The sequence below is a fragment of the Oceanobacillus sp. NCCP-135 genome, assembly GCF_059698015.1.
On sequence record NZ_BAAKSZ010000004.1, the window covers coordinates 131,770 to 150,439 of the forward strand.

General features: G+C 38.3%; 21 protein-coding genes and 1 riboswitch. Of the genes, 7 read left to right on the plus strand and 14 right to left on the minus strand.

The window, feature by feature from the left end; all coding sequences use genetic code 11:
- Positions 1 to 56: 56 nt before the first annotated feature.
- Both AC6HVZ_RS04535 and AC6HVZ_RS04540 read left to right on the plus strand, forming a co-directional pair.
- Positions 57 to 521, plus strand: a complete 465-nt coding sequence (locus AC6HVZ_RS04535; protein WP_497556951.1) for an ASCH domain-containing protein — start codon at positions 57 to 59, stop codon at positions 519 to 521.
- A gap of 201 nt (positions 522 to 722) precedes the next feature.
- The gene (locus AC6HVZ_RS04540; protein WP_497556952.1) at positions 723 to 899 is read left to right on the plus strand and encodes a hypothetical protein; all 177 of its coding nucleotides are present in this window, start codon (positions 723 to 725) and stop codon (positions 897 to 899) included.
- Between the two features lie 185 nt (positions 900 to 1,084).
- On the opposite strand, the gene AC6HVZ_RS04545 is transcribed toward AC6HVZ_RS04540, so the two are convergent.
- Positions 1,085 to 1,420 (minus strand): thioredoxin family protein, encoded by a 336-nt coding sequence (locus AC6HVZ_RS04545; protein WP_497556953.1) that lies wholly within the window; start codon positions 1,418 to 1,420, stop codon positions 1,085 to 1,087.
- A 298-nt stretch (positions 1,421 to 1,718) separates the two neighbouring features.
- Positions 1,719 to 2,303: a CotY/CotZ family spore coat protein gene (locus AC6HVZ_RS04550; RefSeq protein ID WP_497556954.1), complete on the minus strand. Its 585-nt coding sequence runs from the start codon at positions 2,301 to 2,303 to the stop codon at positions 1,719 to 1,721.
- Between the two features lie 453 nt (positions 2,304 to 2,756).
- Here AC6HVZ_RS04550 and AC6HVZ_RS04555 point away from each other — a divergent pair, with 453 nt between their 5' ends.
- On the plus strand, positions 2,757 to 3,536 hold the full coding sequence (locus tag AC6HVZ_RS04555; RefSeq protein ID WP_497556955.1) for a hypothetical protein: 780 nt from the start codon (positions 2,757 to 2,759) through the stop codon (positions 3,534 to 3,536).
- 333 nt (positions 3,537 to 3,869) lie between these two features.
- Here the strand turns inward: AC6HVZ_RS04555 and AC6HVZ_RS04560 are convergent, their stop codons facing one another.
- Together AC6HVZ_RS04560 and AC6HVZ_RS04565 are read right to left on the minus strand one after the other, a co-directional pair.
- Positions 3,870 to 4,565 (minus strand): DUF421 domain-containing protein, encoded by a 696-nt coding sequence (locus AC6HVZ_RS04560; RefSeq protein WP_497556956.1) that lies wholly within the window; start codon positions 4,563 to 4,565, stop codon positions 3,870 to 3,872.
- 87 nt (positions 4,566 to 4,652) lie between these two features.
- Positions 4,653 to 4,871 carry a hypothetical protein gene (locus AC6HVZ_RS04565; RefSeq protein ID WP_497556957.1) on the minus strand — a complete coding sequence of 73 codons (219 nt, stop codon included), beginning with the start codon at positions 4,869 to 4,871 and terminating at the stop codon, positions 4,653 to 4,655.
- Positions 4,872 to 5,738: 867 nt separating this feature from the next.
- Here AC6HVZ_RS04565 and AC6HVZ_RS04570 point away from each other — a divergent pair.
- Together AC6HVZ_RS04570 and AC6HVZ_RS04575 are read left to right on the plus strand one after the other, a co-directional pair.
- Entirely contained in the window at positions 5,739 to 5,960 is a 222-nt protein-coding gene (locus AC6HVZ_RS04570) for a heavy-metal-associated domain-containing protein (RefSeq protein ID WP_497556958.1), read from the plus strand.
- Between the two features lie 62 nt (positions 5,961 to 6,022).
- Positions 6,023 to 7,915: a heavy metal translocating P-type ATPase gene (locus tag AC6HVZ_RS04575; protein WP_497556959.1), complete on the plus strand. Its 1,893-nt coding sequence runs from the start codon at positions 6,023 to 6,025 to the stop codon at positions 7,913 to 7,915.
- Positions 7,916 to 8,117: 202 nt separating this feature from the next.
- On the opposite strand, the gene lipA is transcribed toward AC6HVZ_RS04575, so the two are convergent.
- Genes lipA through AC6HVZ_RS04605 form a run of 6 tightly spaced genes read right to left on the minus strand, consistent with a single transcriptional unit; the run spans position 8,118 to position 13,526 of the window.
- Positions 8,118 to 9,062, minus strand: a complete 945-nt coding sequence (gene lipA / locus AC6HVZ_RS04580) for a lipoyl synthase (RefSeq protein ID WP_497556960.1) — start codon at positions 9,060 to 9,062, stop codon at positions 8,118 to 8,120.
- Positions 9,059 to 9,883: a lipoate--protein ligase family protein gene (locus tag AC6HVZ_RS04585; protein ID WP_497556961.1), complete on the minus strand. Its 825-nt coding sequence runs from the start codon at positions 9,881 to 9,883 to the stop codon at positions 9,059 to 9,061. Before AC6HVZ_RS04585 ends, lipA begins: the two co-directional genes overlap by 4 nt.
- Positions 9,884 to 9,919: 36 nt before the next feature.
- Positions 9,920 to 10,699, minus strand: coding sequence for an energy-coupling factor transporter transmembrane component T family protein (locus AC6HVZ_RS04590; protein ID WP_497556962.1), 780 nt, complete (start codon positions 10,697 to 10,699; stop codon positions 9,920 to 9,922).
- On the minus strand, positions 10,680 to 12,350 hold the full coding sequence (locus AC6HVZ_RS04595) for an ABC transporter ATP-binding protein (protein ID WP_497556963.1): 1,671 nt from the start codon (positions 12,348 to 12,350) through the stop codon (positions 10,680 to 10,682). The genes AC6HVZ_RS04590 and AC6HVZ_RS04595 overlap by 20 nt, the downstream gene beginning before the upstream one ends.
- A complete protein-coding gene (locus tag AC6HVZ_RS04600; RefSeq protein WP_497556964.1) occupies positions 12,347 to 12,925 on the minus strand; it encodes an ECF transporter S component in 579 nt (192 codons plus the stop codon). Before AC6HVZ_RS04600 ends, AC6HVZ_RS04595 begins: the two co-directional genes overlap by 4 nt.
- Positions 12,918 to 13,526, minus strand: coding sequence for a YkoF family thiamine/hydroxymethylpyrimidine-binding protein (locus tag AC6HVZ_RS04605; RefSeq protein ID WP_497556965.1), 609 nt, complete (start codon positions 13,524 to 13,526; stop codon positions 12,918 to 12,920). The genes AC6HVZ_RS04600 and AC6HVZ_RS04605 overlap by 8 nt, the downstream gene beginning before the upstream one ends.
- Before the next feature lie 205 nt (positions 13,527 to 13,731).
- Positions 13,732 to 13,838: riboswitch (TPP riboswitch) on the minus strand.
- Positions 13,839 to 14,070: 232 nt separating this feature from the next.
- Here AC6HVZ_RS04605 and AC6HVZ_RS04610 point away from each other — a divergent pair.
- Together AC6HVZ_RS04610 and AC6HVZ_RS04615 are read left to right on the plus strand one after the other, a co-directional pair.
- A complete protein-coding gene (locus tag AC6HVZ_RS04610; RefSeq protein ID WP_497556966.1) occupies positions 14,071 to 14,670 on the plus strand; it encodes a TetR/AcrR family transcriptional regulator in 600 nt (199 codons plus the stop codon).
- Positions 14,671 to 14,751: 81 nt separating this feature from the next.
- Positions 14,752 to 14,907 (plus strand): hypothetical protein, encoded by a 156-nt coding sequence (locus tag AC6HVZ_RS04615; RefSeq protein ID WP_497556967.1) that lies wholly within the window; start codon positions 14,752 to 14,754, stop codon positions 14,905 to 14,907.
- Between the two features lie 212 nt (positions 14,908 to 15,119).
- On the opposite strand, the gene AC6HVZ_RS04620 is transcribed toward AC6HVZ_RS04615, so the two are convergent.
- The 4 genes from AC6HVZ_RS04620 to AC6HVZ_RS04635 all read right to left on the minus strand — a co-directional run bounded on the left by AC6HVZ_RS04620 (position 15,120) and on the right by AC6HVZ_RS04635 (position 18,606).
- Positions 15,120 to 15,305 carry a hypothetical protein gene (locus AC6HVZ_RS04620; RefSeq protein ID WP_497556968.1) on the minus strand — a complete coding sequence of 62 codons (186 nt, stop codon included), beginning with the start codon at positions 15,303 to 15,305 and terminating at the stop codon, positions 15,120 to 15,122.
- 695 nt (positions 15,306 to 16,000) lie between these two features.
- Complete coding sequence (gene trpA, locus AC6HVZ_RS04625) at positions 16,001 to 16,792, minus strand: tryptophan synthase subunit alpha (protein ID WP_497556969.1); 792 nt, start codon at positions 16,790 to 16,792, stop codon at positions 16,001 to 16,003.
- 1 nt (position 16,793) lies between these two features.
- Entirely contained in the window at positions 16,794 to 17,990 is a 1,197-nt protein-coding gene (gene trpB, locus AC6HVZ_RS04630; RefSeq protein WP_497556970.1) for a tryptophan synthase subunit beta, read from the minus strand.
- Positions 17,968 to 18,606, minus strand: a complete 639-nt coding sequence (locus tag AC6HVZ_RS04635) for a phosphoribosylanthranilate isomerase (RefSeq protein ID WP_497556971.1) — start codon at positions 18,604 to 18,606, stop codon at positions 17,968 to 17,970. Before AC6HVZ_RS04635 ends, trpB begins: the two co-directional genes overlap by 23 nt.
- Positions 18,607 to 18,670 lie beyond the last annotated feature (64 nt).

Here is an 18,670-nt window from a genome sequence, read left to right on the forward strand (position 1 = left end):
TTTGCATTCGGAATTTCAGTTATAATGATACTATCTTTAATACGAGGAGAGTCATGATGGAGAAATATTCAGTTCAGAAAATGTGGAATAACTATCTGGAAACATTGGATGATGGTGAAAGGTCAAATAAAACATATACTGCATGGCCATTTGGGTCTGATGCTAAAATGGCGAAAGAGCTTGCTGATTTAGTAAAAGCAGGAGAAAAGACAGCTACCTCATCACTGCATTTACTATATGACATTGAAAAAGAACCGATCCCAAAAGCGGGTGAATTCAATATCATTATAGATTGGGAGGGGGAGGCTGAAGTCATCACTAAAACGATTGATGTGCGCATTCTGCCTTTTAATGAAGTCAGTGCCGAATTCGCTGCAAAAGAGGGGGAAGGGGATAAAAGCTTGGCATACTGGAGAAGGGTTCATATTGATTTTTTCACAAATGAATTAGTGAATTTGGATAAGGAATTCAATGAGGACATGCTGGTGGTTTGTGAAGAATTTAGTGTGATCTACAAATAAAAATGTGCTTGGCTGTAAAGAAAGTATATTTTGGAAAAGCATCATGGATATGAATAATAGTCACGCTAGATCCACGGTTTTCTTTGGTCAGTGGTTTTTTTATTGAAGGCAAGGTAGCATTTCAAATTGCACGAGGAAATGTATGAAAATTGTTGCTCCTTTACTTTTTATATAAGTAAAGAAGGGAAGGTGTAAATTTAGATGTCAAAACTTGAAGATAAAAGTGAAAAGAGGAAGTTAAAAACCACTTATTCCACGTTATCATCTAAAAATCAAATCACTGTACCTATCTTAATAAGGGAAAAATTATATGCTGAACCTGGTGATAAAGTGGATTTTAATTATCATGAAGAAACAGAAGAAATTATAGTAATGTAAAGAAAAATTCGTTACTATCTTTATATGGGAGTATGCCTCCAAAAGGAGAAAAAGATCAGAAATTTTGGAGTGTCATTGGACAAGAGGCTAGGGATGAAAGATACAATCAAAAATATTAGAAACCCTTATACTTTAGAGTGCGATCCTTTACGGCGAATGCTAAGTTTTCTAAGATATTCGAATGATTATCCAACCACATTTTCATATATTTTATTAATTTTTTCATCAAAAAGATCCATGTGAACAATTCGTGCTTCACGTATATATTCTTTTCCTTCGACAAAAAGCAATAGTACTGGGACAGTAAATACAGAAAAGCGGCTAGCGACTTCTTCTACATCCTCTGCATTTATATGACCAAGTGATATTTCTGGGTATTTCATCATTAATTTCTGAACCTGTGGCAGTAAGCTATGGCAGACACTGCAGTTGGGACGTGAGATATAAAGAAATGCCAGTTGGTTGTCTTCAATGAAGCTTTCTACCATGCCGATACTTGTTAGTTCCTTAAATTCGCTCATGTTTTAATTCTCCCAATGTTGTTTTTATGGCAATAAATTAGGGTTCCTAGTATGCATAGTGTTTACTACAATTTAGGATGTCTCTAGATCTAATTTTCTTACCGGATTACCTATACCATATCATATGTTTCCGCAATTCTAACATAATCAGGCTAAAAAAAGACAGAAAAAATTCGAAGTAGACCTCTTCAATTAGGAAGTCTACTTCATTTTATTATAATATGCCTCCCGCACATAGAAGAGTTATACTGCAGCACTTATTAATGAAAAAACTTAATTACCCTAGAGGCAGGATAAATTAGTAGTTTGTATGCTTATTGGAATGGGGGAATTCTTTGGCTGGTAATGGTGTAATAGGATCTAAACAAGTAATACCAATAAAATGTTCTAAATTGACTGTTAAACAAATTCCTGTCGCAAGAAAGTCTGTTACATGATCATCTGCTGGGAAAAACGAACAAATCGAATTGCTGCAGCTATCCAGGACAGGTGCTACAATTCCACATTTTTTTGCAACTGGTAATAAAAGCTCTAATTTTACACAGCAGTCACTGCCTTTAACAAAATGTTTTGCCCTGAAAACAGGAGACTCTGCACAGCCGAAGAATGATTCTTCGTTTGCGGGGGATCGAAATACACCACTGCCTACAAATGGTTTACAAGTACCGCTACAATAAAGCATGAATGGAACCGTTGTATTTTGTGGATCAAGTCCGTACTTTGTACCGCGCAGTTGTTGAATGGAGCTATCGCATCCGGTTGCACAACAATTATCCAGCACTTCATCCTGTACCTCAACAATATTCCTTACTACATCACATACACAATCATCTACGTTCTTTTTTTCAGGTTTATAACACTCTCTATTCCTATAATTACCCATAAAATCTCTCTCCTTATTCAGTATAGTTAATTCACTATTACTGTATGAAATGTACATAGTAAAGATTGTATAATAGTCTATTTTCTACTAAAAATGAGTTAGTTGTCCTAAAAAAATAGTAAAATGTGTGTATACGTTGGTAGTTGCGCTGATTCAATTTATTATCAAATGCATAAACATAATATAAATCGATACAAGCTTGTAGTAGATTTACCCATGAATATACTCTTACCTAGAAAAGCCAGTTGATCACTGGCTTTTTTGGTCTTTAGAAAAGCATATTTAAAAATAATATATTAGAAATGTGCGCTTGTACAGGTACATCTATCTATTCAAAAGCAAAATAATAACATATATATATTAGCGTAAGGAAGTTTTCTAGCTAATAGATTAAATGCAATTAATAGGCAGAAAAGCTTCTATTAATAACTTAAAAGGAGGAGACATGGATAAATGAGTCAAAGAAGAAATTTTTATAATGTGAATAAGTATTATGAAGATGATGAAAGACACTATCATCATTGTTGTAATAGCTGCGGGAAGGAAAAATGTGAATGTCAACAGGGGGCCTTGGTTGAAAAGGTAATATGTTCAAAAGATGTACAAAAAACTGCAGAATTTTTATTACCTGCTGCCGTTGGTCCCCTCGGGGCAGGCGGTCCACTTGATCCTACTGCTATTCTTGACCTCATTGGTGGTCTCGTAGGGGGACTAGTGAATGTTCGGGTAACACCAGACTATACGAATATTGTGCAAGAGGTAACCGTTATTAAAGATAAAGTTATTAATTTAGGATATATCCCTGCTACACTTGATATCGAAACCGCTCTTGGGGTAATAGGGCTGCGTATTCCAATCCGCGTATTCTTCCAGGAGCATACAGATGTTAAGGGACTCTGTCCTGGTGATCAAGTAATTGAAACTGCTCCGGTGGTTGAAGCACAATTCTTCCAGGATTTAATAGCTACAGATGCTACTGGTGGAACTGTTATTAATTTACTCTTATTCAAAGCTATTGTGCGTACTCACATTACAGTACTTCGTCAAGGCATTGAAAGAAATGGCAAGTTTAAAGATCTGAATAAGCGCCGCTGTGAGCAAACAGGTCCTGTAACTATTAATAATCCTCAAAATCTAACACCTAATACAACTGTATTTGGTGCACCAGAAACACCAGCACCTGCAGCACCAGAAACACCAGCACCTGCAACTCCACCGACAACTACACCATAAGGAATGCTGGAAAATAGTAGAGAAAGTAAAGGTTAAGCTCATACTACAAAAACCCTGCCACAAGCTGTCAGGGTTTTTTCGTGATTTTTTTTTGTAGCAATCCTCCTCTATGGGAAATTCCATATATAGTTCAATTTTAATATCGATGCCCAAGTAAGCCAGTGCTAAGGCATATTCTCTACTAGTTACGCCATATCTTGAAATATACACTACTGGATCTCTTCAGATAATTTGAAAATCATTCAAAAGTATTCCTCTTTCTTTCCCAAATGTTCACATCTTCGTAAAGTATCATTTGATATTACAATCCAAAGGGTTCTAATATCATTGACGTTAGTACTCACCTGATACCTGTTTGAAAGTTTGCACAAAAAGTCCTTCCCCTTCCAACCACTCAGCCAGGAAAACATCACGGAAATTATCAACTCCCTGATTTTTTAGCTCATTTTTTAACCAGTCAGAGCTCTTCCTGATTTCCACTAGTTCATCATGTAGCAATTCCCCATCACGAATTAGCGTCACTGGAACATGCACCGTTTTCGGCGGAAGCTCTATATCCTCCTGCTGCAACTTCTGCTTCGGTGTTTTTTTCAGGATACTGATGGATCCGTTTGCCTCAAGATAGCAATACGCAACTTCGCGGATTGAAAAAGTTTCAGACTGGCGCAAGAGGCTCTGAAGCTGGTTAATATTCATGCGATTCTTTTTCAGCTGGTTGCGATTGATAATGCCGTTGTGAATCAACACCGATGGCTTACCCTCAGAAATTTTTCGGAACAGCAGGGACTTCTGGCTAAGAAATTCCACAGCAAAAATCATGATTGCCCACAATGTCATGGAAAAGATAATATATTCGACTCCGACTTTCTCATCATACAGTGCATTTCCTAGCAGCTCACTCAGAACAATCGCTGCGATAAAGGTAAACGGTGTAATCTGATCGATGATTTTTTTGCCAAGTATTTTAATTAAAATAAACAGGACAACAAATCCGGTAACTAGTTCTACTGCCAATGCTATAAAATTCATATGAGCACTCCAATCCAATAATCTGTTATCATGATTGCCAATTGGATGAGGATTCAACCGGAGTGGACATGTTAATCCAAGTTTCGGCTAGAAGACTTGTAAAGCCATCAGGGACAGTGATGTTAAACCAAATTGTTTGAGGTTCATTTGAGTTTGGTGCTTCAACTCAAAAGTTAGATTTTTATCCAGCATGTGAAGGTGTACGCCGTATACCCTAAAGATGATTTCATTTTTACCATTGGGGAAATCTGTAATCTTCGCACGCTCGATTTCAAATACTTTTTCGTATAATTCCAATGCTTTCATTAAGAAATGTATCTGTTCCTGTCACTGGATCTAGGATTTATACTTTATGAATATCTAATTTATAGAATGATCCCTCTTTCGCTAATACAATCAAAAATAGCGGTATTATTCCAGGAATTCTGATAAAGTACTTTATATATAGATACATATGTTCTAAAATAATGGATAATTACTAGCAAATTAACTTTACCTAGGATGGCAGATAGAGATATACAGACGTTAGTTCGATATAATTTATGCCACCAAATTAAAAGTTAATACAAATTGTAGATACAAAGAAGGATCTAAAAAGCTCAGGAGGTGGCAAATGGATAAAAAGAAAGTAACATTCGAAGAAATTTTCAAGCAGAATGAACTAGAATTCACTACCACATCCACAGATTAAACATAAGAGACACGCATCAGGAATTTACCAAGAAGGCTTATTTGCCATGTGGAATGCATACGAGATATACGAACCAGATAAAGGTCCACTAGCTACGTACTTTAACTATATTATCCTCAGGTCGTATAATCGATTTAATACGTAAACAGGATAGGGATGAGGAAAAACAGGACCGGACTTTTTGAACGTCCTCTTAAAGGCTAACTTAATCATTTCTTGTCTTTTTTTGTTAATCGATTGCATTAAATTTTCCTGCATATACAATATTAAAATGCCTCCACTTCTTTTTTTGAATATCCATTCAGTATTATGTGGCACTTATGTTTTAATGTAAATGCTTTCGACTAAGAAAGGCAAAAGTAAAAAGGATTAGTCGTTTTTCGTCAAATTCCACATAAAAGTTAAATCTTGACCTACGTCAAGGAATCAACTCAGAACAGCATCTACAATGAAGATAGAACAAAACAAAGGAGAGAAACAAAATGACAACAATTAAATTTCAATTAGAACCATTAACTTGTCCATCCTGTATTAAAAAAATCGAAGGTAATTTAGGGAAAATGCATGGAGTAGAAGAAGCAAAGGTAATGTTTAATTCCAGCAAAGTAAAAGCAACCTTTGATGAAGATCATGTTACAGCAGGAAAATTACAGTCAACCATTGAAAAATTAGGTTATCCGGTATTATCAAGCAAGACAGCTTAAGTTTACAGAGCTGCCCCTGCAGCAGGAGCAGCTCATACATTTTTCGAAAGGGGTAAATTAAAATGGGTAAAATCAAAAAGATTCATGTCGTTATTGCTTCGGGAATATTATTAGCTTTAGCACTTATGTTTCATTTTCTGGATATGGAAATTTGGGAAAACATAGCACTTATCGCCGGAACGTTTGTAGCAGGTTATTCCATTGCGAAAAAAGCAATCCAGTCTGTCATGATGAAAGCATTTAGTATTGAACTGCTTGTAACAATCGCAGTTATCGGAGCTTTGATTATTGGAGAATATGTTGAATCAGCAGCAGTAACATTTCTATTCTTGTTCGGGGCATATTTAGAAGCAAGAACATTGGAAAAAACACGCTCATCACTTAGAACATTAATGGATATGGCACCACTTGAAGCAACTGTACTTAAAAATGGTGAACGCATGATCATGCCTGTCGACGAAATTAAAGAAGGGGATCGCATTCTGATTCAATCAGGTGAAAAAGTTGCCATTGACGGCAGAATCGTCTCTGGTCAAGCATTTATTAATGAAGCGGCAATTACAGGAGAATCTGTTCCTGCAAGTAAAAAATTAAAAGATCAGGTTTTTAGTGGAACAATTATTGATAATGGATATGTCGAAGTTGAAGCAGAAAAAGTCGGAGATGATACAACGTTTGCAAAAATCATTGAATTGGTTGAAGAAGCACAGGAAGCGAAAGCAAAAACACAGAAATTCCTTGAACGATTTGCAAATGTATACACTCCAGCAATCCTTGTATTATCTGTCTTAGTCTTTGTATTCACACAGAATGTTGAATTAGCTATCACCTTCTTAGTCATAGCATGTCCTGGAGCACTTGTTATTTCTGCTCCAGTATCACTTGTTGCCGGAATTGGTAATGGGGCCAAGAATGGTACATTAATAAAAGGTGGCGAGGTTATGGAAAATCTCGCAAAAATCGATGTGATTGTTTTTGACAAAACTGGCACGCTTACTAAAGGGAAACCTGCAGTAACAGGATTGAAAGCTTTTGGAATGAAAGAAGCAGAACTTTTAAAAATAACAGCAGAAGCTGAAATAATTTCTGAGCATCATTTAGGTAGGACTATTGTTAATGAAGCAGAACTTCGTGGACTCACATTAATAAATGAACCAGAAGACTTCACCGTTGAGAAAGGGCATGGATTGTATGCAACTGTTGCTGGAAAATCGGTAGTTATCGGAAACCGTAAGCTATTGAATAAAAATGAAATCCAGCTTCCAGGAAACATTGAAAATTATGCTGTTCAGGAAGAAAAGAATGGTAACACAGCGATATTCGTGGGAATTGATAATAAGCTAGCAGGCGTCATTTCCATCGCTGACCAAATTCGCCAGGAAGCGGCTGACGCAATAAGAGAATTAAAAGCTACAGGTGTAAAACAAACGGTAATGCTGACAGGGGATAATCCACATACAGCTAAAAAAGTAGCTGGTCAGCTTGGCATCGATCAGGTCTTTGCAGAAATGCTTCCGATAGATAAGGTGAATCATATTAAACGATTGAAGGCTGAAGGATACCGTGTTGCGATGGTAGGGGACGGAATTAATGATGCACCGGCAATAGCCCTGGCAGATGTCGGACTGGCAATGGGTGCAGCAGGTACAGATGCAGCAATGGAAACAGCAGATGTTGTATTAATGGCAGATAAACTGAACAACATCCCATATGCTTATTCCTTGGCAAAAGCAACTGTCCGCAATATGAAACAGAATATGTTCTTTGCAGTAGGAACTGTAGCATTGCTGTTAGCAGGAGTTTTGCTAGGCAAAGTATTCTTGGCATCAGGAATGTTGATCCATGAACTGAGCGTATTGATTGTAATTTTAAATGCTATCCGTTTAGTGAGATATAAACAGCGTGGTGTAAATGAGGAAAAAGAAATGAATGCAGCAATACCAGAGACCAACTAATAAAAATGATTTTACCCATACTCCTTTTGATGAAAAACAGGCACGCTGATGCTAAGCTTGCCTGTTTTTTTATACTATATAATTAAAATTGGTTCAATCATATTTTGCGGGGAAGGTTGGTTCAATTGGTTTACCCGGAACCGGTATAATGTGTTTTTAAAGAAACAAAACTGTTAATTTCCCCGTACTTTGTGAAAGATCCTTAAAATTTAAAGTCAATCCTTTTATCTTCCTGTTTCTCATAACCTTTCATGTATTTAATTCTGCGTTGTGCAGATGCCTGGCTGACTTGCTCATCTGCATGATAGGATGAACGGACAAGTGGTCCTGATTCACAATGGCGAAATCCCTTTTCCAGGGCGATCTCCTTTAATTCAGCGAATTCATCTGGATGATAATAGCGCTCCACAAAAAGATGTTTCTTGGATGGCTGTAAATATTGCCCGATTGTCATTATATCCACGTTATGTGCTAGTAAATCATCCATTGCCTGAATGATTTCTTCTTTTGTTTCACCAAGTCCAACCATAATGCTCGATTTCGTTGGAGTGGCTGGGGCAATCTCTTTGACGCGTTTGAGAAGCTGCAGAGACCGGTCGTACATCGCTCGAGCACGTACCCGTTTGGTTAATCGTCTGACGGTTTCAATATTATGATTGAAAATATCTGGTTTGCTGTCCATTAATGTGTGCAGGCTTTCATAATCTCCTTTCATATCGGAAGGAAGTATCTCTATGGTACAGCCTGAATTTTCATGGCGAATTGCTCGGACAGTTTCTGCAAAAACCGCAGCACCGCCATCCTTTAGGTCATCACGAGCTACCGCAGTTACTACGACATGTTTTAATCCCATAATGGTTACAGATTCTGCCACTCTCTGTGGTTCTCCCCAATCCAATTCATTCGGCAGACCGGTTTTTACAGCACAAAAGCGACAACCACGTGTACAGGTGTCACCTAAAATCATAAATGTAGCTGTCTTTCGCTCACTCCAGCATTCATGTATATTTGGACATTTTGCTTCCTCGCATACCGTATTCAGTTTCTTATCGCGCATCAGCTTTTTTAATCCGGTATAGCTTTTGTTTGTATTAATTTTTATTTTCAACCAGTCTGGTTTTCGGATGTATTCCTGCTGCTTTTTCACTTTTTTTCAATCCCTTCTGAAATAGTTGATGAAACAGATGCGTATTTCGTCCTTGCTAATTCGTAAATTTCTTGCCATTGACTTTCAGATAATGTAATTGGCCGCAGAGTTATATTTAATCCTGTTCGAAAGCCTTCCATAAAAGCAGCCTTTATCTCTTCAAACGTATGCGTTTTATTTGTAAGCTGTTGAATCGCCGAGGCTTTTTGAAAAAACTCCATACGTTTGTTCTCTAAAATTTTTTTAGATGGAAATCGGAATAAATCAAATAACAACTTTTCATCGATGGTAATTGGGATTGAACCATGCTGAAGCAAAACACCTTTCTTTCTTGTTTGGGCATTTCCTGATATCTTCTTCCCATCAACCATCAGCTCATAGAAGGAAGCTCTTTCGAAACAGACTGCGGATTTATCTGATTTTCCTTTTGGTAATGCGTAATCAGCATGGATACCTAAGTTTTTATATCCTTCCAGAAGTCCTTTGGATAAACTGTAATAAGCTTCCCTGATGGAACCCGGAATATTTGGGTGTTCCTCAGAAATCACAATACTATATGTTAGTTCATCATCATGAAGCACAGCACTGCCGCCTGTTAATCTCCGGACGGATTGGCAGTTATGCCTTTCTAATGCTTTAAAGTTAATTGCTTCGACGGATTGAAAATGCCCAATGGAAAGACTTGGTTTTGACCAGCCATACATTCGTAAGGTGGGAGGGATTTTCCCCTCGCTATGCCAATTGAGCAAAGATTCATCCAGTGCCATATTTTCAGCAGCATTTTGAAATCCTGTATCTAAAAAACCCCATTCCTCTTTCACATAATTCCCTCCTTCATGTAAATCGTTTGGATCATCCTAAAGCTCTCCGTTATACCAATTGAAATAGCCAAGTTGCACTGATGTATAAACAGCTGTTGCAAAAGCGGCAAACATAATGATGGGGAAGAGGAAATCTTTTGATGAAATGGTAAAACGACGATAAAATGTCCTGTTTTTATCCCCAGTAAAACCTTTTGATTCCATAGCAATTGCAGTTCTTTCAGCTTTACGGATGGCGCTGGCTAATAATGGGATCGAATAGCGTTTAGATTGGCTCAACCTTTCCTTCCACGTGAGCGCCTGATTAACACCACGTATTCGATGTGCTGCATGAATGATTGTTAATTCATCCTTCATCATTGGCAAGAATCGATAGCCAGCCAAGACTCCATAGGCAATTTTTGGTGGAAGCTTTAGCTGCTGGATCAAACTTAATATAAAATCAACAATATTTGTCGTAAAAATAAATAACAATGATAAAGCAGCTACACTTAACACTCGTAAGGAAAGTGCGATTGCTGTCAACAGTGATTCTCTTGGATAAGCCAAACCAAAAACTGTGATGATATCATCTGGATTTTTCGGTGTATCAGCAAAGGCAATGGTGGTCCATAACATTCCAAAGGCCAGTATAGAAAACGGAATAAAATAGAACAGATATTTTTTAATATTAATCCTGCCACAGGTAAATGTCAGACCGATAGTAAATAACAGAAAAACAAAAGGTGTAACAGGGTCGAAAATGAGCGCCAGCAGAATAACATTTATTCCAATGGTCAGTGCTTTTATACTTGGATTAAGATGATGTAAAAACATAGCTGGTCTCCTTTTGAAATTTATTTTTGAGTTGTATCGGTATAGGGATCTCCAATTGCCATTCGCTCAGTTTTTCAGAAGCTGTATTCCATAACTCTGCTGGTGTACAATCAGCTGATAGTTCTCCTTCGTTCACTACAATAACCCTTGTGGCATAGTCGTTCACGAGCTCCATGTCGTGTGTAATCATAACGATGGTTGTTCCAGATAAATAGCGCTCCTGCAAAAGCTTCATTAGTTCCATGATTGAATGGGCATCCTGTCCAAAGGTTGGTTCATCCAAAATAAGCAATTGCTGATTATCGATTATCATCGTTGCTACACTTAACCGGCGTTTTTGCCCCTGACTTAATGTATATGGATGCTCATTTGCGTATTGGAGTAGACCACAGATCTGCAATATAGAATTTACATTTTCCTTAATTTCTTCCTCTGTTTTTTTCTGTAGTCTTAACCCAAATGCCACCTCATCAAAAACAGAATTTGTGATAAATTGATGCTCTGGATTTTGAAAAACATAGCCTACGTTTTTGCGTAAATCGGATTCCTTCCATTGTTTTAGCATTTTTTTCTTTAATTGGATGGTACCGAAAGTGGGTTTTTGAATTCCAGACAATAAACGAGAGAGGGAGGTTTTTCCACTACCATTTGCACCCACAATGGCAATGAATTCACCCTCATAAATCGTAAGTGACACAGCTTTAATAATTTCTTTGTTTTTTCTGGACCAGGTAATATGGGAAGCATCCAATAAAACAGGAGTGCGTAAAGGATTAATTTGTCTAGTCTCCTTCCACTCTGTTGGATGCCATAAATAAGCCTGCTCAGAAAACTCCTCCATCGTTAATGGAATATTTTTTGTTTCATTCGGTACATGCTGCAACAGGTATTGGGTGACTTTAGGAAGCCAAATCCCTTCTGAATTGAAATGAAGAATATTATCTTTTATCGCATTTCTCAATGAACCATCATAGAAAATTTCTCCATCCTTATTTAGAAGCAGACATCTTTTAGCTAATTCCGTCCAACCATCTAATTGATGTTCAATGATAATCACGGAACAATTGGTTTTTTCTTTTAAATTGTGAATGGTCTGTATTAAATCCTTTGTTGCAACAGGATCAAGATTTGCTGTTGGTTCATCTAAAACAAGAAGTGAAGGCTCAAGGGCGAGAATACAGGCTAATGCTAATTTTTGCTTTTGCCCACCAGAGAGAGAGGCGATCATCTCATTTTTAAATGGAAGCATTTGAACCAAATCCAGAGCGCGATTAATTTTCTTTTCCATTAAATTATTGGGAACGCGGATATTCTCCAAACCGAAAGCAATCTCGTCTTCTACAGTAAGCATGCAGAATTGTGTTTCGGGATCCTGAAATACGACACCGATGTGTTGACTTAGTTCACCAGGGCGGTAGTCTGTTGTTTTCTTACCGTCTATAAAAATATCACCTTGGAATTCACCGTCTAATTCCCTTGGATAAATCCCATTTAGACAAAAAGACAGTGTGCTTTTACCGCTACCGCTTGGTCCAAGTAGTAGTATGCTTTCACCGTGATTTAGTTCAAAGCATACATCGGATAGGATATCCTTTTTTAGTTGATTTTCAAATCGCAAGGAAAGGTGATTGACTTTAATAAATGGTATCATGCGGAATACTTCCTTCGATATTCTTTGCCTAAAGCATAGCTGGATAGGACTCCTGTTTTTGCTAAGCCATCACTTAATGCCTTTCCTAATAACCCGGCAATCAGTGCTCCACTAATGAGACGTGCTACAAACATTGCCAGAACATAACCTGTAGCTAGTGCGACATAACCACTCATAAAATAACCATAGATAAAACTGGTTATTGCGGAGCCAACTCCAGCAGCCATAAGCACCCATGTAGAATAGTTTTTCCAGCGTGTAGCAGCAAAAGCAGCTTCCGCACCAATTCCTTGTATCATACCCGCAATAATAAGCATTGGACCAACGGCATTGCCGATTAAAACTTCGATCATTGCGGCAATGGTTTCTGATAAAAATGCTGCACCAGGCTTGCGAATGATATATGCAGCGATAATGGAAACAATAAACCAAATACCAAAAATAAGGTCATAGCCTATTGGACCGAAGAAGCCTACAAGGATTTTCCCTACAGGTAAAAAGGCTAAATAAACAACTGCGAAAACAACTGACAGTGCTGACATTACAACGATTTCTTTAAAACGCCAGTTATTCATTTTTCGCTTCTCCATTATGTGAGGGACTGTTCGCAGAAATAGAAACAGTCATAACCGTATGACTGGATCCACCTTGAACTGTTGCTTTAAATACTTGTTCCAGACCATTGAATATTGCAATTGCTTCTCCATCTAAGCGGGTTGAGTAATGAGAAGGGGAAACTGTAACATACTGTTTCATTGCTTCGATCTGCTCATAAATCATATTCATATAATTTCCGTCACCTAGAGGGTAGAGTGAAAATTTGGAGGCAACTGTTTGCTTCATATTATTTATTCGTTCAGCATTTAGTGGGCTATCATCTTCTGCCATGTAAATGTCATCTGACGAATCACCTGGACATCCTAATGAATAGGTTGCTTGAAATGCTATATGTTCACCGCTTTTCGATGCATACATGAAAATAGCCTTTGTTACGTCAAAAACATGGACAAGCTTTCCTCTTACCGTTGTCGTCACATCATCTGTTTTCATAAATACCTTTGTTGTGTCAGCTTCATTCAATGCTCCTTTTATGATCTCGATAAAATTGTCGGTCATGGGATGAATAGAAAAACTAACCCCCGCAAGATCACTTATAGTACAAGTTTGATTTGTCATACGAAACCCCTCCTAGTTTGATAGGTGCCTGTCTACACCGATTTTTAGATTTTTTGCCTAGAACAAAAGCGCTGGGCGTGGCTGCTTCGGTTGTTTTGTTATCCACAGCCACAAATTTTATAATTTCCTAGACGATAAAAAAACTGCATCCCTGGGGAATGCAGTCTGACTAGTATGTATTGTCATCAAAAATAAACGTAACATATACACATCGACCACACTTCCCCACGCTGGTATTATCCAGTTCGGGTGCAAAGGGTCAGAACATAACAGTCCTTCTCAGCCGATTTAACAGCTCCCCTAGTGCTAATATTGCTATAGAAATTTTCTACGTCTATCGTAACATGAATAAATTTAATGTAAAGGCTTAATTAACAAATAACATAGAAAAGAAAGGATATTCAAAAAAAACGCCTTTTAAATCGGACAAAAATATGTCACAACTATTTGGAGCATAACCCTTGTAAATTGTGTCAAAATAGACTACAATTTATATAAACTATCCAGTCAGTTTTAATCTATTGATGGGAAGCAGGTGCAGAAATTGCCAAGGATTTCAGATGAAGCAAAAGAAGAGAAAAGACTGTCGTTACTTCAGGCTGCATTGGAGTGTTTTTCTGCAAAAGGATATTATGCTTCCACGGTGGATGATATTGTGAGTTATTCAAAATTAAGTAAGGGATCTTTTTATAATTACTTTGCAAGCAAGGAAGATATTTTTATCAATCTACTTCAAGAGAACAGAGAAAAATCCCTCGAGAAACTTAAAGAAAGTTTGAATAAGATGGATACCCCAAGGGAAAAACTGAAATATTGGATTAATACAGATATTCCGTATGACTTAAACAAGAAAAAGATGATGCGTGTTCATATTGAGTTCTGGCTTTATTCAACAGACTCACCAGATGTGCAGCACATTCTTACGGATCGCTTTGATGTCATGTTCTCAATGACAGAGGAAATCATTAAAGAGGGAATAGATGCAGGTGAATTCAAACAGAATATCAACCCCGAAAAAGCAGCTGCACTGTTCTGGGAATTGCATGATGGTATTTGGCTACATGCAACGATTGGCTATGACGAAGATAAAGTGGAGAAACGCATTAAAGAAATGGAAGCGGCAATGTTTGCATATTTGACATAATGTAACTGTGTGTAACAATATTAAAAATACAACAATATCATGTAAACTGACTAGTCATTTTAAAAAGATAAGGGTGTGAAAATGATGAGATTGAGAAAAGTAAACAGTAAAAAAAATCAAACTAAATTGATGTTGAATAGAAAGACCAGAGATTATTATTATCAAAAAAATGAAGAACAATTGCAAAGAGAAAAAGTAGCATTAGATTATGACTTCATTCGTTCATTAGCAAGATAATGAAAACCGGTTGTCTCCAGATATTGGGGACAACTGGTTTTTTTATATATCATTAATATATAAGGATCTTTCACAAAGTACGGGGAAATTAATAGTTTTGTTTCTTTAAAAACACATTATACCGGTTCCGAATAAAGCAACTTAATCAACCCTTCCCGCAAAATGTGATTGAACCATATATAATTATATGTATGTTCCATTTCTGTCAAGTCCTAATTACTATCTTCTATGTCATTTAACACTGTCAGCTTTGGAATAAATATCTTCTGCGGATCTGGGTCTTTGGTTATCTGTTTTCCAACAACGAAATAAAATATAATTTTCTCGTTATCATCAATTTTAAATATAATTCTCATATTTCCAGTATCAGTTTTTGGTAACCTTGAGTGAAATGTCATCGTACGGAATCCCTGTTCTCGAAGAATTCCGTACTTGCAATCTCTTGAATTGTAGTAAGAATTCTTTCTTAATATGTTTAATTCATGGTGATATAATCAGAAAAATAACTCAAATTCTTCATCTGTCACAACTTTTGTTGCTGCAACCAACGTATCAAAAAAATAGGATGAAACTTTTCCTCATATTGCGGTTTGTCACTCATTATTCTCTCATTCTTTTTTTCCATTCTCTATATTCACCCACCCGGTTTTTCTACACTGTCCGTGAGAACGCCTCTCACGGACAAACGAGCCCGAATCCAAGCCCGCGCTGTCCATGAAAACGCCTCTCACGGACAAACGAGCCCAGATTCCATCTCGCACTGTCCAAGAGAACACTTCTCATGGACAAAACAGCCCGAATCCAAGCTCGCACTGTCCGTGAGAACACTTCTCATGGACAAAACAGCCCGAATCCAAGCCGCACTGTCCGTGAGAACGCCTCTCACGGACAAACGAGCCCAGATTCCATCTCGCACTGTCCAAGAGAACACTTCTCATGGACAAAACAGCCCGAATCCAAGCTCGCACTGTCCGTGAGAACTCCTCTCAACAACCACATTCACTCAAAGTCGTGCACCATCACTAGAAGTTGTGAATCACCCGCCTGAAGTTGTGCATTCACCAATTTAATCAAGGTTCCGCCGAAAACCTACCTAAGAAACAAATTCAGCAGTTGCACTTCCCTTGATCAATTTTCTGACTTCTTCTTCCTTTCCTTGATGAAGCAGATCAACGATTTTACTGCCAACAATTACTCCATCACAATTTGCTCCAAGCCCGTGTGCTTGCTCAATTGTAGAAACACCAAAGCCCGCAAGTACAGGAACAGAACTGTTCTCCTTCAACAGCTGAAGATAGTCTTTTACGCTTTCATCATGAACGGAGCGTGCCCCGGTAGTGCCGGTTACGGAAACCGCATAGAGGAAGCCCTCAGATCTTTTTGCGATTTCCTTGAGACGATCAGCTGGGCTGGTCATTGCAGCAAGGTGTATAAAAGCGATACTGTTTTCCTTCAATACACCAGCAACTATACCTTCTTCTTCCATTGGCAAGTCGGGAATAATGATCCCATCAACACCAGACTCCTTGCAGGCGGCAGCAAAGTCAGCAATCCCATAGCTATAAATCGGATTTAGATAGGTCATTAAAATGATTGGAATGGTACGTGTTTCCTGAAAGGTTTTCAGCGTATCCAATATTACAGTCAATGTTGTGCCATTTTTCAGGGCCCGGATACCAGCTTCCTGAATGGTTGGCCCGTCAGCAACTGGATCGGAAAATGGGATGCCAAGCTCTATCGCTGCAGCACCACATTCCTCCAGAAATGCAATCCGCTCTTCTAAAATTTCCACACCACCATCACCTGCCATAATATAAGGAATAAACAATTTTCCATTGGCTGATTGCTTTTTACGAAATGCATGCTCCAGTTTTTCCTTACCCATGTTATTTTCCCTCCAATATATTTTTTACTTGTTCCACGTCTTTATCGCCACGCCCGGAAAGACAAATGACAAGTGTTTCATCCTGGTTCATTTCTTTAGCGAGCTTTAAAGCATATGCTACTGCATGTGCGCTTTCAAGGGCAGGAATAATTCCTTCTGTTTTTGATAAAAACTGAAAGGCTTCCAATGCTTCCTCATCTGTAATGGATGTATAGGTAACCCTTTTTGATTCATGTAAATGGCTGTGTTCAGGACCGACACCGGGATAGTCCAGTCCTGCAGAAATGGAAAAAGCTTCTTCAATTTGTCCATGACTGTCCTGTAATAAATGTGTTAATGTGCCGTGTAACACGCCAACATTCCCACTGGATAATGTTGCAGCATGTTGATTTGTTTCAAGACCGACACCCCCGGCCTCCACTCCAAATAACTTCACGTCTTTATCCTCAATAAATGGATAAAACATTCCCATTGCATTGCTTCCGCCACCAACACAGGCAACAACTGCATCCGGCAGCCTACCTGTTTGCTCAAGGGTTTGCTGTTTTGTTTCTTTTCCGATCACTGCCTGCAGATCACGAACAATTTTTGGGAAGGGATGTGGGCCAACAACAGAGCCAAGGATATAGTGGGTGTCATTTACATTGCTGACCCAGTAGCGCAAGGCCTCATTTACTGCATCCTTTAATGTTCCGCTACCCTGAGATACACTCTGAACCGTTGCTCCCAATAGTTCCATGCGAAAAACATTCAGCTTTTGACGGCGGATATCCTCTTCACCCATAAATACGACACACTCCAGGCCGAGCAATGCACAGACAGTTGCGGTTGCTACACCATGCTGTCCGGCACCTGTTTCAGCCACAACCTTTTCCTTTCCCATTCTTTGTGTTAACAAAGCCTGACCAACAGTATTATTAATTTTGTGTGCCCCTGTATGATTTAAATCCTCCCGTTTCAAAAAAATTGCGGGACCACCGATTTTCTTGGAGATTCCTTCCGCATAATATAGTGGTGTTTCCCTGCCGACATATTGCTTTAAATAGTAATTTAACTTCTCGATAAATTTAGGATCTTTGATTGCTTCCTCATATGCTTTTTCCAATTCGATTACGGCAGGCATTAGTAATTCCGGTATAAAGCGGCCGCCGAAATTGCCGTATCTTCCTGTTTCATCAGGCATTGTATATGCTGTCAATGGTCTCATCCTTTCCAGTACTTTTAGCTGTTTCAATAAATCTTCTAATCTTCATATGGTCTTTTACACCATTTGTTTCCACACCACTGGACACGTCAACAGCTGCTGGCTTTACAAGGTGTATAGCATCAGACACATTGTCCGGGGACAGCCCTCCAGCTAATATGACTTTTGAAGGGTCAATTGATAGTTTCTCCGTTAAGTTCCAATCAAATGTTGTGCCATTCCCACCACGGTTTTTCCCAAATGGACTATCCAGTAAATAATAGTCACATGGGTAGCCTTGGATATCCTTCACGCGTTCAGGATCCACTGGAAATGCTTTAATAATTTTATAACCAAGATTTTTTGCGACTTCAGGCGGCTCATCACCATGAAGCTGAATAAAGTCTAGTCCAACTGTTACTGCAATCTCCTGCATCTCGTCCACAGATTCATTTACAAACACGCCAACCTTTTGGACAGAAGAGGGGAGAGTCTTAACTATGTTTGCTGCAGCTTCTGGTGTAATCTGTCGCTTTCCCCCTGCAAAAATAAAACCAATAAAGTCTGCACCGAACTCAGCTGCAGTGATTGCCGCATCCTTCGTTTTTATGCCACAAATTTTAACTAGCATCGTTTCATTCACTCCTTTTTAAAAAATCCCATCATTGTGTTTTAAAACCCTGGTGTTTTTAAAA